This is a genomic window from Streptomyces sp. NPDC007905 (assembly GCF_042959345.1).
GTDB lineage: Bacteria > Actinomycetota > Actinomycetes > Streptomycetales > Streptomycetaceae > Streptomyces.
Genome location: NZ_JBIBKS010000001.1, coordinates 464,996 through 478,567, shown reverse-complemented (window position 1 = coordinate 478,567; position 13,572 = coordinate 464,996). Strand labels below are relative to the sequence as shown.

Sequence of the window (13,572 nt, the reverse complement as noted above, 5' to 3'; positions counted from 1 at the left end):
GCCTATCTAAGCGCTTGTTCAGTCACCTTGTCACGGCCTTCCCCGGCTCCCCGGGATCGCATACCGATCGGTTTCCATCCATCCCGGACGCGGTAACCTCGGCCGATGGCCACCAAGGACAAGGCGTCCCCCCGGGACCGGCTGCTCGACGCGGCCGCCCAGCTCTTCTACCGCGAGGGCGTCTCCGTCGGCGTCGAGGCGCTGTGCCGGACCGCCGGCGTCTCCAAGCGGTCGATGTACCAGCTCTTCGACAGCAAGGGCGAGATGCTGGCCGCGAGCCTGGAGCGGCGGATCCCCTGGTACGAGGCCCAGCTGTCGCCCGCCGAGCCGGACTCCGCCACGCCTCGCGAGCGGATCCTGTACGTCTTCGAGCAGATGGCGAAGGCCTCCGCCGACCCCGGCTATCGCGGGTGCCCCTACCTCGCCGTGCTGGTCGAGCTGAAGGACCTGGAGCACCCCGCGAGCGAGGTCGCCCGCGCCGTCAAGGAGCGCATGGAGGAGGACTTCCGCAGACAGGCCGAGCAAGGCGGCGCCCACGACCCCGAACTGCTCGCCCGCCAGCTCATGCTGATCTTCGACGGCGCCAGCGCCCGCGCCGGCGCCCGCGTGGAGCGCCTGGACGACGGACTCGCCACGGCGACGGTGACGGCACTGCTGGACGCGGCCGGAGTGCGGTAGCGCCCCGGACGGGCCAGTACAACGAGCCGACCGGCTCGCCGGCCCCGTGCAATGGATTCGTGACCGCGCCCCCGGACGACTGCCTCGCGCGCAACGAGTGGATCTGCGGCGCCTATCTGAGCACCCGCCGCCAGATCCTGCTCGACGCGGTCGTCCAGCACCTCCAGCTGACGGCGGCCTCCGTCGTCATCGGCCTCGCGCTCGCCCTGCCGCTGGCGGTGCTGGCCCGCCGCTGGGCCTTGGCGGCCGGCCCCGTCCTCGCCATGACGACGATCCTCTACACCATCCCGTCCCTGGCGATGTTCTCCCTGCTCCTGCCCCTCTACGGCCTCTCGGCCGGCCTGGTCGTCGCCGGGTTGGTGCTCTACTCGCTCACCCTGCTCGTGCGGAACATCCTCGCCGGGCTGCGCGCGGTCCCGGAGGAGACCCGGCAGGCCGCACGGGGCCTCGGTTACGGCCCGATCCGGCTGCTGCTCACCGTCGAACTGCCCCTCGCGCTGCCCGCCGCGCTGGCCGGGCTGCGCATCGCGGCCGTCTCCGCGGTCTCCCTGGTCACGGTCGGCGCGATCGTCGGCTTCGGCGGCCTGGGAAACCTGATCTACGCGGGCATGAACACCTACTTCAAGGCCCAGGTGCTCACCGCCTCCGTGCTGTGCGTGGTGATCGCCGTCGCCGCCGACCTGCTCCTGCTGGGCGTGCAGTGGCTGATCACCCCCTGGGTCAGGGCGGCCCGCGCATGAACACCCTCGGTGCCGCCTGGGACTGGCTCACCGACCCGGCCCACTGGTCGGGCGGCGACGGCGTCTGGCACCGGCTGCTGCAGCACCTGGTGCTCACCGTGGTCTGCCTCGTCATCAGCTGCCTGATTGCGCTGCCGGTCGCGCTGGTCCTCGGCCACCTCGGCAGGGGCGGCGCCCTCGCCGTCAACATCTCCAACGTCGGCCGGGCCGTCCCCACCTTCGCGGTGCTGGTCCTGCTGCTGCTCACCCCGGTCGGCAGGAGGGGCGAGGGGCCCACGGTGGTCGCCCTGGTGCTGTTCGCCGTGCCGCCCCTGCTCACCAACGCCTACGTCGGCATGCGCGAGGTCGACCGGAGTGTCGTACGGGCGGCCCGGGGCATGGGGATGACCGGGCGACAGATGCTGCTTCGCGTGGAACTGCCCCTTTCGCTCCCGATGGTCCTCAACGGGGTGCGGATCGCCGCCGTCCAGCTCGTCGCCACCGCCACCATCGCCGCACTCGCGGGCGGCGGCGGACTCGGCCGGATCATCACGGCGGGCTTCAACCTGGCCAGCACTCCCCAGGTGGTCGCCGGCGCCCTGCTCGTCGCCATGTTTGCCCTCATCGTCGAGGGCGTCTTCGAGGTCGCCGAACGCCTGGCACCGGCCTGGGCCCGGGGCGGCCGATGAAGGGCCGTGCCGCGGTGACGGTGGGCGCGCTCCTCGTCCTCGCCGGTTGCTCCACCGGCCCCTCCCTGGAGAACCGGGGCGAGGTCACCGCACCGCCCGGCGACAGCCACCACCTCACCATCGGCTCGGCCGGCTTCACCGAGAGCGACCTGCTCGCCCAGATGTACGCGCAACTCCTGAACCAGGCCGGTTACCACACCTCCCTCCTCACGGTCGCCAACCGGGAGCTGTACGAACCTGCCCTGGAGTCCGGCCAGATCGACCTCGTGCCCGAGTACGCGGCCACCTTCGCCGACTGGCTGAACGCCAAGACCCACGGCGCCGGCGCGCACCCGGTCGGCTCGCCCGACCTCGACGCCACGATGAACGCCCTGCGCCGGCTCGCCGCACCCCGCGGGCTCACGGTCCTCCCGCCCGGCCGCGCGGTGGACCAGAACGCCTTCGCGGTGAGCGCCTCCTACGCCCGGCAGCACCGGCTCAGGACCCTCAGCGACCTCGGCGCCGCGAAACTGCGGGTACGGCTCGCCGCCGGTGACGAGTGCGTGCAACGGCCGTACTGCGCACCGGGGCTGAGGAAGGTGTACGGCATCGACATCACCGGGGTCGACCCGAAGGGCGTGGGCACCACCCAGGCCAAGCGTGCCGTGCAGGACGGCCGGGACCAGATGGTGCTCACCACAACCACGGACGCCACCCTCGACTCCTTCGGGCTGGTGCTGCTCGCCGACGACAAGCACCTGCAGAACGCCGACTACGTCGTCCCGGTCGTCAACCGCTCCCGCGCGGGAAGTCCGGGGGTGGCGAAGGCCCTGGGCACGCTCAACGACGTCCTCACCACGGCGGACCTGGCGGACATGAACCGCCAGGTCGACAGCTGGCGGCGGCTGCCCGCCGACGTCGCCCGGACCTATCTCAAGGACAAGGGCCTGCTGAAGTGACGCCCCGGTGACCCGCGGTCTCAGGCGTCCGCCACCGAGTCGAACGGCACCTGTCCCCGCGCTACGCCCCGCGCGTCGGCGTCCACCGAGCGACGCAGCGCCTCGTGCAGCTTCGCCGGGGTCAGCACACCCAGGAAGCGCGCCCCGTCCAGCACCGCCACCCACCCCGCGTCGTACTGGAGCATCACCCCGAACGCCTGCCTCAGCGGGGCACCCACCGGCACCCAGGCGGTCATCCGGTGCGCCAGGTCGCCGACCGCGCCCCCCGCGGCCAGCCCGTCGATGCCGACCCAGCCGTGCAGATCGCCGTCCCGGTCGAGGACGACCGCCCACCGGGCGCCCTCGGCCCGCAGCCGCTCCGCGGCACCTGTGGCGGGCTCGTCCGTGCGGGTCACCGGCGGCTGCTCGAGATCGTCCGGCTGGATCTCGGTGACCGACAGCCGCTTCAGCCCGCGGTCGGCGCCCACGAACCCGGCGACGTACGGTGTGGCGGGCGCCCCCAGCACCGCTCCTGGCGTGTCGAACTGCTCGATGCGGCCCTGCCCGTACACGGCGATGCGGTCGCCGAGCCGGACGGCCTCCTCGATGTCGTGCGTGACCAGCAGCACCGTCTTGCGCACCGCGGTCTGCATGCGCAGGAACTCGTCCTGCAACTGCTCGCGCACCACCGGGTCGACCGCCCCGAACGGTTCGTCCATCAGCAGCACCGGCGGATCGGCCGCGAGCGCCCGGGCCACACCCACCCGCTGCCGCTGGCCGCCCGACAACTGCTCCGGATAGCGCGGCCCATACGTCTTCGGGTCCAGACCCACCAGGTCGAGCAGCTCCGCGGCCCGGGCCCGCGCCTTCGACCGCTTCCAGCCGAGCAGCGCCGGCACGGTCGCCGTGTTGTCCAGCACCGTGCGGTGCGGGAAGAGGCCCACCTGCTGGATGACGTAGCCGATCCGGCGGCGCAGCCGCACGGGGTCGACCTCGGCGATGTCCTCGCCGTTCACGAAGATCCGGCCGGAGGTCGGCTCGATGAGCCGGTTCACCATCATCATGGTCGTCGTCTTGCCGCAGCCGGAGGGGCCCACGAGCGTGACGAGCTCGCCCTCGGACACCTCGAAGGAGAGGCCGTCGACGGCCGTCGTACCGTCCGGATACCGCTTGGTGACCTGCTCGAACCGGATCATTCCCTCACGCTATCCGGGAGCGATCCGGCCTGCTCGCCTCCGAACGGCCGAAGGGATGACCGGCCGGCCCGGCTGCCGGGCGACCACGGCGCGTACCCGGCTGACGTACGGTCAGCCCACCAGCACGACCTCCAGCGTCCGCGGCCCGTGCACCCCCTCGACCCGGTCCAGCTCGATGTCACTGGTGGCCGACGGGCCCGAGATCCAGGTCAACGGGCGCACGGGGTCGACCCGTTCGAGGGCCTGGGGAACGGAAGAGACGACCTGCTCCGGGACCCGTACCACGCAGATGTGGTGGTCGGGTACGAGACTGATCCGGCGGCGGCCCTGGTCCGGGCCGCCGTCCAGCACGATCGTGCCGGTCTCCGCGATCGCCACCGCGCAGGCCGTGACCACGCTGTCCACCCGGTCCAGATCGTGCGCCGTACGGTCGGTCCGGTCGGCGACCCGGGTGACAGCAGCCTCCGCCAGCCAGCCCTCCTCCAGCCCCGGCGGCACGAGCACCGAACCCGCCTTCCGGTCCGCCAGCAACCGGGCGATCAGGTACGGGAGTTCACCCTCGGCGCAGCGGTGCACGAGCGCCCGGTACTCCGCGAGGTTCTCGGCGAGCAGGTCCACGGTCTGCTCGGCACTCCGGCCGCCGTGCTCCCGGAGATAGTCCCGGGGCACCGCCTCCTCGTACGGCCGCTCGTCCGGCGTCACATCGGCGAGGGCACGCCGCACCCGGCCCAGGATTCTCTCCCTGCTGCTCACTTGACGCCGTCCTTTCCGCCGTTCGTGCGCTGCCACCAGTCGCGGAACGGTTCCGCGGGCACCGGCGGCAGGTCCCGGGTCGCGCTCCATGCCCGGCCCGGACCCGGCAGGGTGCGGGGGTGCAGCCGGCGGGTGCGGGAGGCCAGGCGCTGTCCGGTGCGCAACGCGCCCGGGTGCGCGAAGGCCCAGCGTGCCGCCCGCATGGCCGCCCGTTCGGCCGCATGTCCCTTGGCCGGCTTCAGCACCACCTTGTTGCCCTGCCGGACCGCCGGACCGCCCTGCACGACCCGCTCGCGCAGGTGCACCAGGACCTCGGGGATGTCGATGGCGACGGGGCACACCTCGTAGCAGGCCCCGCACAGACTCGACGCGTAGGGAAGCGAGGCGTCGATCTCGCTTCCCGTGCCCCGCAGTTGCGGGGTGAGGATCGCGCCGATCGGGCCCGGGTAGACCGAGCCGTACGCGTGCCCACCCGCCCGCTCGTAGACCGGGCAGACATTGAGGCAGGCAGAGCAGCGGATGCACCGCAGCGCCTGGCGGCCCACCTGGTCGGCGAGGGCGTCCGTGCGGCCGTTGTCGAGCAGGACCAGGTGGAAGGTGCCGGGGCCGTCCTCGCCCGTCGTCCCCGTCCACATGCTCGTGTAGGGGTTCATCCGTTCGGCGGTGGAGGAGCGGGGCAGAGTCTGCAGGAAGACCTCCAGGTCCCGCCAGGTCGGCACGATCTTCTCGATGCCGACGACCGAGATCAGCGTCTCGGGGAGCGTGAGGCACATCCGGCCGTTGCCCTCGGACTCGACCACGACGAGGGTGCCGGTCTCGGCCACCATGAAGTTGGCGCCGGAGATGCCGACCTTGGCGCGCAGGAACTTCTCCCGCAGGTGCAGCCGGGCGGCCTCGGCGAGTTCGGCGGGTGTGTCGGTCAGGCCCTCGGGGGCCGGGCGGCCCCACTCGCCCATCTCGCTGCGGAAGATGTCCCGGATCTCGCCGCGGTTGCGGTGGATGGCGGGGACGAGGATGTGCGAGGGGCGGTCCCTGCCCAACTGGACGATCAGCTCGGCGAGATCGGTCTCGTACGCCCGGATGCCCTCCGCCTCGAGGGCTTCGTTGAGCCCGATCTCCTGGGTGGTCATGGACTTGACCTTGACGACCTCCGACTCGCCGGTGGCCTTGACCAGTTCGGCGACGATCCGGTTGGCCTCGTCGGCGTCGGCCGCCCAGTGGACCGTGCCTCCGGCGGCGGTGACCGCTTCCTCCACCTGCACGAGGTAGCGGTCCAGATGGCGCAGGGTGTGGTCCTTGATCCGCCGGCCCGCCTCCCGCAGCCGGTCCCAGTCGGACAGCTCGGCGACCGCCTTGGCCCGTTTGGCGCGGATGGTGTGCGTGGCATGGCGGAGATTGCCGCGCAGCGTCTGGTCGGCGACCGCCTCGTGCGCCGCCTTCGGAAATGCCGGCATCCCGACGAACGTCCCGCTCATACCGCGGCTTCCTCCTCCGTACTCGCCAGGATCTCGGCGATGTGCACCGGCCGCATCCCCACCGCGAGCCGGGTCATGGTCCCGCCGATGTGCATCAGGCAGGAGTTGTCGGCCGCGCACAGCACCTCGGCGCCGGTCGACTCGGCGTTGCGCACCTTGTCCGCGCCCATCGCCGCCGAGACGTCGGCGTTCTTCAGCGCGAAGGTCCCACCGAACCCGCAGCACTCCTCGGCCCCCGGCAGCTCGACCAGCTCCAGCCCCTTGACCGCCCGCAGCAGCCGCCGGGGACGGTCGCCGAGCCCGAGGCCACGCAGGCCGTGGCAGGTCGGGTGGTAGGTGACCGTGTGCGGGTAGGAGGCACCCACGTCCGTCACGCCCAGGACGTCGGTCAGGAACTCCGTCAGCTCGTACGTCTTGGGCACCACCGGCGCCAAGGCGGTGGCCAGCGCGTCCCCGCGGCCCTCGGCCCGCGCCCGTTCGCCCATCCGGGGATACAGCTCCCGGACCATCGCCCCGCACGATCCGGACGGGGTCACGATCGCCTCGTACTCCCCGAAGACATCGGAGAAATGCCGGGCCAGCGGCTCGGCCTCATGCCGGTAGCCGGTGTTGTAGTGGGCCTGCCCGCAACACGTCTGGGCCATCGGGAAGTCGACCTCCACGCCCAGCCTGGTCAGCAGTTTCACGACGGCGCGGCCGGTGTCCGGATAGAGCGTGTCGTTGACGCAGGTCAGGAACAGTGCGACACGCATCGCGGCTCCTCTGGTTCGGTCATCGGACGAGTGAAGGGTAATGGGCGGATACCGCCGAGGGGAGGGGGCGGCTCACCACGTGGCAAGCCGGACCTCCGCCTCCCGCCAGCGCTGGGACGCGGGCCCCGTCTCCTCGACCTGGCCGACCGTCCCACCGCCGTCTTCTGCGCCAACGACCTGCTCGCCCTCGGCGTGCTGCAGGCCATGTACGCGGCCGGCGTCACCGTCCCCGACGACCTCGCCATCGTCGGATACGACGACATCGAGTTCGCCGCGGCGGCGGCGGTACCCCTCACCTCGGTCCGCCGCGGGCCTGCTGCTGGGGGAGACCGAGGCCGGGTCCCGCACCCATGAGCACCGGCGTGTGGTGCTCCAGCCGGAACTGGTGGTGCGGCGCTCCAGCCTCGCCGCCCGCTGACCGAAGGTTCAGTAACAATCCATGATCCCGTGGCTCGGCCCACGGCCGCCCATGTGCTGGACTGGGACGCGTCCATCCCATCCGTCCCGGGAGACCCGTTGAGCCTCAGCTACCGCCAGCCCGGTGTCGTTCTCACCGATCGCCACTTCACCGTGCCCCTCGACCACGGCGACCCGGGCGGCGAGACCGTCGAGCTGTACGCCCGTGAGGCCGTCGCGAGTGACAAGGCGGGGCAGGACCTGCCGTGGTTGCTGTATCTGCAGGGCGGCCCCGGCTTCGGGGCGAATCGTTTCATCGGACGACAGGCGTGGCTCGACCGCGCCCTGCGGGACCACCGCGTCCTCCTCCTCGACCAGCGCGGCACCGGCCGCTCCACGCCCGCCACCCGGCAGACGCTCCCGCTGCGCGGCGGCCCCGCCGAGCAGGCCGACTACCTCACGCACTTCCGCGCCGACTCCATCGTCCGTGACTGCGAGGCCATCCGTCCCGAGGTGACGGGCGGCGCCCCCTGGACCGTGCTCGGCCAGAGCTTCGGCGGATTCTGCACGGTGTCGTACCTCTCTCTGGCCCCCGAGGGGCTGCGCACCGCCGTCATCACGGGCGGTCTGCCCTCCCTCGACGCCCACGCCGACGACGTCTACCGGGCCGCCTACCCGCGTGTTGAACGCAAGGTCGCCGCGCACTACGCCCGTTACCCCCAGGACGTCGAGCGGGCCCGCCGCATCGCCGACCACCTCCTCACCCACGACGTCGTCCTGCCGGGCGGCCACCGCCTCACCGTGGAGGCGTTCCAGTCCCTGGGCCTGATGCTGGGCGCGAGCGACGGCAGCCACCGCCTGCACTACCTCCTGGAGGACGCCTTCGTCCGCACTTCCGGCGGCCTCGATCTGTCCGACTCCTTCCAGGAACAGGTCCGGAGCCTGCTGTCGTACGCGGCACACCCGCTGTACGCCCTCGTGCACGAGGCGATCTACGGCCAGGACACCCGTCCCACCGCCTGGGCCGCCGAGCGAGTGCGCGCCGAGTTCCCGCAGTTCGACGCGGCCAAGGCGGTCGCGGGCGACGCCCCGGTGCTGTTCACGGGCGAGACGGTCCACCCCTGGATGTTCGACACCGACCCGGCCCTGCGGCCCCTGCGCGAGACCGCCGAACTGCTCGCCGCCCGCACCGACTGGGAACCCCTGTACGACGCCGCCCGCCTCGCCGCCAACGAGGTCCCCGTCGCCGCGGCGATCTACCACGACGACATGTACGTGGACACCGCCCACTCCCTGCGGATGGCTCACGCCATCCGTGGCCTGCGCACCTGGGTCACCGACGAGTTCGAACACGACGGCCTGCGCGCCGGGGCGCCCCGGGTCCTCGACCGGCTCCTCGCACTGACCCGCGACGAGGTGTGAGCCGGCAGGGCGCCGACCCTACTCGAACGCCTGTTCGGCGAGGTCGGCAAAATGGGTTGCGGGAGGGGTACGGCGGCATAGTCTGCGGCCATGAGCGAGCCGAAGATCAGCCGGCTCCAGCCCCTGCCCGACGACTGGCAGCGGGCCCTGGCCGTGGTGGCGCACCCCGACGACCTGGAGTACGGCTGCTCGGCGGCCGTCGCCGCCTGGACCGATGCCGGCTGTGTGCTTCCGGTGCTGGAGGGGTGACGGTTCAGCAGCGGGTGGGACCCGCAAGCAACGGCGGGTACACCGAGGGGGCGACGCCGTCGACGGTGGCTCCCGCGCACGTGAGCGCCGGGTGTGAGCAGCGCGTTCGTCGGACCGATCGCACCGAGGACGTGCACGATCCTGCCGACGTGCCCCGGACCGGATTTCCGCAGGCCAGTACGCTTGATCCCATGCCGGATCAGACCACCGACCGCTCCGACCTGCACGGTGACTGCGCCCAGTGCTTCGGGCTGTGCTGCGTCGCCCTGACCTTCGCCGCCTCCGCGGACTTCGCCGTCGACAAGCCCGCGGGCAAGGCCTGCGCGAACCTCGGCAGCGACCACCGCTGCGGCATCCACGCCGACCTGCGCGAGAAGGGCTTCACCGGCTGCACGGTCTACGACTGCTTCGGCGCCGGGCAGAAGGTCTCACAGTTCACCTTCGGCGGGCGGGACTGGCGGACGGGGCCGAAGGAACACGCCCGCCGGATGTTCGACGTGTTCCCGGTCGTCCGCCAACTGCACGAGCTGCTGTGGTACCTCACCGAGGCGCTGGGCCTGGAGGCCGCCCGGCCCATCCACGCGGATCTGCGCCGGGCCCTGGAGCGGACGGAACGGCTCACCCGGCAGACACCCGAGGAGCTGGCCGCGCTGGATGTCGCGGCGTACCGGCAGAAGGTCAACGTGCTCCTGCTGCGGACCAGCGAGCTGGCCCGGGCGGGTGTCGCCGGCACCCAGGGCAGGAAGGGCAAGGCCAAGGACCGCCGGGGCGCCGATCTCATGGGGGCCCGGCTGCGGGGCGCCGACCTGCGCGGTGCCAGCCTGCGCGGCGCCTACCTCATCGCCGCCGACCTCACCGGCGCGGACCTGCGCGGAGCCGACATGATCGGCGCGGACCTGCGCGACGCCGACCTGACCGACGCGGACCTCACCGGCGCCTTCTTCCTCACGCAGCCGCAGCTGAACGCGGCCCGGGGCGGCGCCGGGACCCGTCTGCCCGAGTCGGTCGGCCGCCCCGTGCACTGGGCAGCGTGCGACTGAGCCCGAGTCGTCGTCCGGCACGGTCACGGTCAGCGGGGCGGGCGCGGGGCGTCGCTCGGGACGAAGGCGCAGCTGAACGCGGCCCGGGGCGGCGCCGGGACCCGTCTGCCCGAGTCAGTCGGCCGCCCCGTGCACTGGGCAGCGTGCGACTGAGCCCGAGTCGTCGTCCGGCACGGTCACGGTCACCCGGGCGGGCGCGGGGCGTCGCTCCAGGCGAAGCCTCAACCCGTCCGGTATCACCGTCAGGCGTTCGGTGACCCGGAGCCGGTAGTCCGGCTCGGCCCGCAGGTCGTAGCGGCGCAGCAGCAGGCCGAGCACGAGCGTCGCCTCGTGCAGGGCGAACTGACGGCCGATGCACGCCCGTGCGCCGGTGCCGAACGGCTTGAAGGTGTGCGGGGGCCGGGCCCGTACGGCCGTGGCCGCGAACCGGTCCGGGTCGAACCGCTCGGCGTCCTCGCCCCACACCTCGGGGTCCCGGTGCAGCATCGGCAGCAGCACCAGCGCCCACGCGCCGCGCCGCATCGGATGCTCCCCGGCCAGCACCGTGTCTCCGAGGGCCTCCCGGGAGTAGGCGGGCGCGGTCGGCCACAACCGCAGCGACTCGTCCAGCACCCGGCGGACGTAGCGCAGCTTGGCGACCTGGTCGTACCCGGGTTCCGGGGTGTCGCCCCAGACGCGGTCCACCTCCGCGCGGGCCCTTGCGGCCACCTCCGGGTGCCGGGCCAGGTAGTACAGGGCGAAGGAGAGCGCGCCCGAGGTGGTCTCGTGGCCCGCCACCAGGAAGGTGATCACCTGCTTGCGGACGTTCTGGGCCGACAGCCGCTCCCCGGTCTCGGGGTGGGCCGTCTCCAGCATGCGGTCCAGCAGGTCACCGTCCCCGCCGCCACAGCGGCGCCGGGCCGCCACGAGGTCGTCGACCGTGCGGTTCAGATGGGCGATGTCGGCCGCGTTGCGCCGGGCGGCGCCGCGCAGCAGCAGCGGCGCCAACGGCACGGGCACGCTGTTCAGCCGCTGGGCGTAGGTCAGCGTGCCCACCATCGCCGTCACGAAGGGATGCGGCCGGTCCCGCTCGAAGGACCCGAAGTCGTGTCCGAACCCGGTGCGCGCGATGGTCTCCAGGGTCAGCTTGGTCATGTCGCCGGGCACGTCCACCGCCCGGCCGGCCGCCAGCTCCCGGTCCCAGTGGCCGGTCAGCCGCGCGGCCACCGTCAGCATCATGCCGTGGTAGCCCTCCATGGCCTCCCGGCTGAAACCCGGCGCCAGAACGTCGTGCGCCAGCTGCCAGTTGGGCTCGTCGTTGTACGCCGTGAACAGCCCGTCCCCGGCCACCGGACGCAGATTGGCGACCCCGAGGCCCACGTGCTTGGCGAACCGGGACTCGTCGGCCAGATCGGCGACCAGACGCGAGCCCCACAGGAACACGAACTCGTTCCCGAAGGCCCGGCGCCGGAAGATCGGGCCCAGGTCGCGCGCGAAGCGCATGGAGTCCTGCAGGGGCCGGCGCCGGTCGACGCCCAGCACATCGCCGAGCAGCGGCACCCGGCGCGGCGGATGGGGGATGCGGTGCAGCTCGGGCCAGCCCTGCTCGGCACCCCGGAACCCCTTCGGCAGCCCGGCCTCCGTCGTCTCCGCCATGACGCGATCTCCCTTGACCAGCGGACCGTGTGAACTGTGACGCGCGCGTGTTGTACGTGGGTTCAATAACGCGTCTCAGTGTGATCCGCTTGTTGAACCGGCGTCAAGTAAAGTGACGGGCATGCCCGCGAACCAGGGGGAGCGCGCCCGGCGCAGACTCAGCACCGAGGAGCGCCGTGAGCAACTGCTGTCGGTCGGGGCGCGGCTGTTCTCGGAGAGTCCCTACGACGACGTGTGGATCGAGCAGGTCGCCGAGATCGCCGGAGTCTCCCGCGGGCTGCTGTACCACTACTTCCCGACGAAGCGGGACTTCTTCGCCGCGGTCGTGGAGCGCGAGAGCGAGCGGATGCTGCGCATGACGGCGGCCGTGCCCGGGGTGCCGGTGCGCGAACAGCTCACCGCCGGCCTCGACACCTACCTCGCCTACGTCCAGGCCCACGCCCACGGCTTCCGTGCCTTCCACCGCGCCGACGCGGCCGGCGACCAGGCCGTGCGCCGCGTCTACCGGCGGGCCCTCGCCGTCCAGGAGCAGCAGATCCTCGCCGCACTGGCGGCCGACCCGGAGTTCGGGCCCGTCTTCGAGGGCGCCCCGCATGTGCGCCTCGCCGTGCTCGGCTGGCTCGCCTTCACCACCGCCGTGTGCCTGGAGTGGCTGCGCGACGGCGAGTTGACCCGGGAACAGGTCCGGGACCTGTGTGCACGGGCCCTTCTGGGCGTCATCGCGTAACGCGCGTAACTCCTTCCGCGGGTGAGGCGTGGTTGGCGTGCGCCTGCATCTTCGCTAGGTTAGGTGAGGCTTACCTAAGGAGGTCTCGGTATGGTGGACACGCAGGACTGGGCGGCCGGACCCGGTGCGGCGCAGCGGGCCCGCTCGGTGCTCGCCGCGGCGTGGTCGTGCGGGGTGACCGCGGACGGTGCCCGCGAGGAGTACGTGGGCGCGCACTCCGTGACCGAGGACGCAGGGGTGCTGCTCGACGTGCCCGAGGACAGCGCCCTGGTCGCGGCCGCGCTGTGCGCTCCACGCGGAGAGCCGTCCGCCGTGCTGGAGTTCGCCGACGTTGCCCCCGTCCCGGTGCGCGGGCGGATCCGCGCCAGAGTGTGGCTGGCCGGGTGGTTCACACCGGCCGACGGCCCGCTGCTCTTCCGGCCCCTCCGCGTGGTGCTGCGGCAGCCGTCCAGTGCGGTGCTCATCGACCTCGACGAGTTCACCGCCGCCCGGCCCGACCCGCTGGCCACCGCCGAGGCCCGGCTGCTGACCCATCTCGCCGACGCCCACCCGGACGCCGTCGAGCGGCTCACCCGGCTCGTGCGGCCCGAGAGCCTGTACGCCGCCACCCGGGTGGCGCCCCTTGCCGTCGACCGGCACGGCCTCACCCTGCGCATCGAACGCACCCGCTCCGACGGCGACGTACGGCTGCCGTTCCACACGCCCGCCGACGACATCGCGCAGCTCACCGAGCGCCTGCACGCGCTGCTGGCACAGGCGGCCGCCGCCCGCCCCCGCACGCCGGGACCTGTCCGTGGGATCACGTCGCAGGGCGACAGCGGTGGTTGAGCAGCCGGGTGAGTGGGGTCCGGAGAGGTGGCAAAGTACCAGGTGGTTCGCAGTGCCCGCCCGCGCACCGGCGCGGGCGCTCTGCTGCGGGCCGGA

Annotated in this window: 13 protein-coding genes and 2 pseudogenes; 10 read left to right on the top strand and 5 right to left on the bottom strand. The window is 72.6% G+C overall.

The features are described from left to right. Positions 1 to 105 precede the first annotated feature (105 nt). From ACFZDC_RS02420 to ACFZDC_RS02405, 4 genes are read left to right on the top strand one after another with little or no spacing between them, the layout of a single operon-like run. On the top strand, positions 106 to 678 hold the full coding sequence (locus ACFZDC_RS02420; protein ID WP_391319484.1) for a TetR family transcriptional regulator: 573 nt from the start codon (positions 106 to 108) through the stop codon (positions 676 to 678). Between the two features lie 59 nt (positions 679 to 737). Next, entirely contained in the window at positions 738 to 1,418 is a 681-nt protein-coding gene (locus tag ACFZDC_RS02415) for an ABC transporter permease subunit (RefSeq protein ID WP_391319483.1), read from the top strand. Continuing rightward, complete coding sequence (locus tag ACFZDC_RS02410; protein ID WP_391319482.1) at positions 1,415 to 2,086, top strand: ABC transporter permease subunit; 672 nt, start codon at positions 1,415 to 1,417, stop codon at positions 2,084 to 2,086. Before ACFZDC_RS02415 ends, ACFZDC_RS02410 begins: the two co-directional genes overlap by 4 nt. Next, positions 2,083 to 3,024 carry a glycine betaine ABC transporter substrate-binding protein gene (locus ACFZDC_RS02405; protein WP_391319481.1) on the top strand — a complete coding sequence of 314 codons (942 nt, stop codon included), beginning with the start codon at positions 2,083 to 2,085 and terminating at the stop codon, positions 3,022 to 3,024. The genes ACFZDC_RS02410 and ACFZDC_RS02405 overlap by 4 nt, the downstream gene beginning before the upstream one ends. Positions 3,025 to 3,044: 20 nt before the next feature. Here the strand turns inward: ACFZDC_RS02405 and ACFZDC_RS02400 are convergent, their stop codons facing one another. The 4 genes from ACFZDC_RS02400 to ACFZDC_RS02385 form a co-directional block, all read right to left on the bottom strand. Further along, the gene (locus ACFZDC_RS02400) at positions 3,045 to 4,199 is read right to left on the bottom strand and encodes a betaine/proline/choline family ABC transporter ATP-binding protein (protein WP_391319480.1); all 1,155 of its coding nucleotides are present in this window, start codon (positions 4,197 to 4,199) and stop codon (positions 3,045 to 3,047) included. Between the two features lie 111 nt (positions 4,200 to 4,310). Further along, positions 4,311 to 4,952: an LUD domain-containing protein gene (locus ACFZDC_RS02395; protein WP_391319479.1), complete on the bottom strand. Its 642-nt coding sequence runs from the start codon at positions 4,950 to 4,952 to the stop codon at positions 4,311 to 4,313. After that, entirely contained in the window at positions 4,949 to 6,427 is a 1,479-nt protein-coding gene (locus ACFZDC_RS02390; protein WP_391319478.1) for a LutB/LldF family L-lactate oxidation iron-sulfur protein, read from the bottom strand. The genes ACFZDC_RS02395 and ACFZDC_RS02390 overlap by 4 nt, the downstream gene beginning before the upstream one ends. Beyond that, on the bottom strand, positions 6,424 to 7,179 hold the full coding sequence (locus tag ACFZDC_RS02385; protein ID WP_391319477.1) for a heterodisulfide reductase-related iron-sulfur binding cluster: 756 nt from the start codon (positions 7,177 to 7,179) through the stop codon (positions 6,424 to 6,426). The genes ACFZDC_RS02390 and ACFZDC_RS02385 overlap by 4 nt, the downstream gene beginning before the upstream one ends. Between ACFZDC_RS02385 and ACFZDC_RS02380 the strand changes: the two are divergent. From ACFZDC_RS02380 to ACFZDC_RS02365, 4 genes and pseudogenes are all read left to right on the top strand, one after another. Further along, positions 7,117 to 7,597 (top strand): annotated as a pseudogene (locus tag ACFZDC_RS02380) (substrate-binding domain-containing protein); the annotation flags it as partial. The gene ACFZDC_RS02385 and the pseudogene ACFZDC_RS02380 overlap by 63 nt on opposite strands. 98 nt (positions 7,598 to 7,695) lie before the next feature. Continuing rightward, positions 7,696 to 8,997, top strand: coding sequence for an alpha/beta fold hydrolase (locus tag ACFZDC_RS02375; RefSeq protein ID WP_391319717.1), 1,302 nt, complete (start codon positions 7,696 to 7,698; stop codon positions 8,995 to 8,997). A 90-nt stretch (positions 8,998 to 9,087) separates the two neighbouring features. After that, positions 9,088 to 9,219 (top strand): annotated as a pseudogene (locus tag ACFZDC_RS02370) (PIG-L family deacetylase); the annotation flags it as partial. A gap of 218 nt (positions 9,220 to 9,437) precedes the next feature. Continuing rightward, complete coding sequence (locus tag ACFZDC_RS02365; protein ID WP_391319476.1) at positions 9,438 to 10,286, top strand: pentapeptide repeat-containing protein; 849 nt, start codon at positions 9,438 to 9,440, stop codon at positions 10,284 to 10,286. Positions 10,287 to 10,400: 114 nt separating this feature from the next. Here the strand turns inward: ACFZDC_RS02365 and ACFZDC_RS02360 are convergent, their stop codons facing one another. Then, positions 10,401 to 11,921 carry a cytochrome P450 gene (locus tag ACFZDC_RS02360; RefSeq protein ID WP_391319475.1) on the bottom strand — a complete coding sequence of 507 codons (1,521 nt, stop codon included), beginning with the start codon at positions 11,919 to 11,921 and terminating at the stop codon, positions 10,401 to 10,403. A gap of 121 nt (positions 11,922 to 12,042) precedes the next feature. Between ACFZDC_RS02360 and ACFZDC_RS02355 the strand changes: the two genes are divergently transcribed. After that, the gene (locus tag ACFZDC_RS02355) at positions 12,043 to 12,648 is read left to right on the top strand and encodes a TetR family transcriptional regulator (protein WP_391319474.1); all 606 of its coding nucleotides are present in this window, start codon (positions 12,043 to 12,045) and stop codon (positions 12,646 to 12,648) included. Positions 12,649 to 12,738: 90 nt separating this feature from the next. Continuing rightward, complete coding sequence (locus ACFZDC_RS02350) at positions 12,739 to 13,476, top strand: DUF2470 domain-containing protein (protein WP_391319473.1); 738 nt, start codon at positions 12,739 to 12,741, stop codon at positions 13,474 to 13,476. The last annotated feature ends 96 nt before the right edge of the window (positions 13,477 to 13,572 follow it).

Coding starts and splice junctions, on each gene's coding strand:
- ACFZDC_RS02420 (WP_391319484.1), top strand. CDS start 106: ATGGCCACCAAGGACAAGGCGTCCCCCCGGGACCGGCTGCTCGACGCG.
- ACFZDC_RS02410 (WP_391319482.1), top strand. CDS start 1,415: ATGAACACCCTCGGTGCCGCCTGGGACTGGCTCACCGACCCGGCCCAC.
- ACFZDC_RS02405 (WP_391319481.1), top strand. CDS start 2,083: ATGAAGGGCCGTGCCGCGGTGACGGTGGGCGCGCTCCTCGTCCTCGCC.
- ACFZDC_RS02400 (WP_391319480.1), bottom strand. CDS start 4,199: ATGATCCGGTTCGAGCAGGTCACCAAGCGGTATCCGGACGGTACGACG.
- ACFZDC_RS02390 (WP_391319478.1), bottom strand. CDS start 6,427: ATGAGCGGGACGTTCGTCGGGATGCCGGCATTTCCGAAGGCGGCGCAC.
- ACFZDC_RS02385 (WP_391319477.1), bottom strand. CDS start 7,179: ATGCGTGTCGCACTGTTCCTGACCTGCGTCAACGACACGCTCTATCCG.
- ACFZDC_RS02365 (WP_391319476.1), top strand. CDS start 9,438: ATGCCGGATCAGACCACCGACCGCTCCGACCTGCACGGTGACTGCGCC.
- ACFZDC_RS02360 (WP_391319475.1), bottom strand. CDS start 11,921: ATGGCGGAGACGACGGAGGCCGGGCTGCCGAAGGGGTTCCGGGGTGCC.
- ACFZDC_RS02355 (WP_391319474.1), top strand. CDS start 12,043: ATGCCCGCGAACCAGGGGGAGCGCGCCCGGCGCAGACTCAGCACCGAG.
- ACFZDC_RS02350 (WP_391319473.1), top strand. CDS start 12,739: ATGGTGGACACGCAGGACTGGGCGGCCGGACCCGGTGCGGCGCAGCGG.